The following is a 986-nucleotide window of genomic DNA, read 5'->3' on the forward strand; positions in this document are numbered from 1 at the left end:
GTCGTCGCGCTGCTCGAACGCCCCGCCGTGCTGACCCCCGACTCCGCCGACCGCGTCCGCCGGCTCACCCGCGCCGCCGTGATGGCCGCCCACGGCGGTCAGCTGCGGCACACCGCCGCCCTGGTCGAGGAACTGAAGACCAGTACCGTCCCGTCGGACGTCGCGCCGCTGTTCGCCTACGCGGTGGTCTACGCCGACCAGAGCCACCACGTCGACTTCGCCTCCTCGGCCGCCCTGCTGCCGGCCGTCCTCGACACCCTGGCCGAACCGGGCGCCGAGGGCTTCGGCGGGCTGGTCGAGCAGGCCTACTTCAAACTGCTGCTGGCCGCCGGCTACACCGACGACCCCTGGGCCTGGCAGGCCCTGCGACGGCACCGGGACGCCGTCTCCGAGGTCGGCCGGCTCTGCCTGCGGGCCTGGACGGAACCCGGACCGGGCGTCGCCGACGCCCTGCTGGCGGCGGCCGGGGACCTCACCGAGGAACAGGAGGCCGGGGCGGCCTGGCTGCTGCTCTGGACCGGCTCCGCCCTCGACTGCCCCCAGCCCGGCCTCTGGCAGCGCTTCACCGGACTGCACGGCTACGCCAGCCAGGGCTCGGTGGCCAAGGCCAAGTGCCACCAGGACTTCCTGCTCGGCGAGTGGGACCGGGCCGAGGACTGCCGGCGCGAGGCGGAGATCGCCGACGAGCTCGGGTACCACACCAACGCCCTGCTGTTCCGCCAGTACCACGCCGCCTTCCTGGCCGGCCGCGGCGACCTGGACGGGCTGGAGGCGGTCGACCGGGCCGTCCGGCCGACCGCCACCCGCGCCCGGATGCGGCACGTCCTCGACCGGCTGACCCACCTGCGCGGGCTGGCCGCGCTCGCCCACCAGCGGCACGAGGAGGCGTACGCGCACTTCTGCGAACTCCTCCCGCCGGGGCGGCTGGCCGGCGGCCCGCCCTCGTGCCACGCGCTGGTGTTCGACCTGGTGGCCGCCGCCGTGCA

At 75.7% G+C, this 986-nt stretch carries 1 pseudogene; it reads left to right on the forward strand.

Going from position 1 to position 986, the window contains the following annotated elements:
* Positions 1-986 (forward strand): annotated as a pseudogene (locus tag ABD308_RS39415) (helix-turn-helix transcriptional regulator); the annotation flags it as partial.

The organism is Kitasatospora putterlickiae (assembly GCF_039527695.1).
GTDB lineage: Bacteria > Actinomycetota > Actinomycetes > Streptomycetales > Streptomycetaceae > Kitasatospora > Kitasatospora putterlickiae.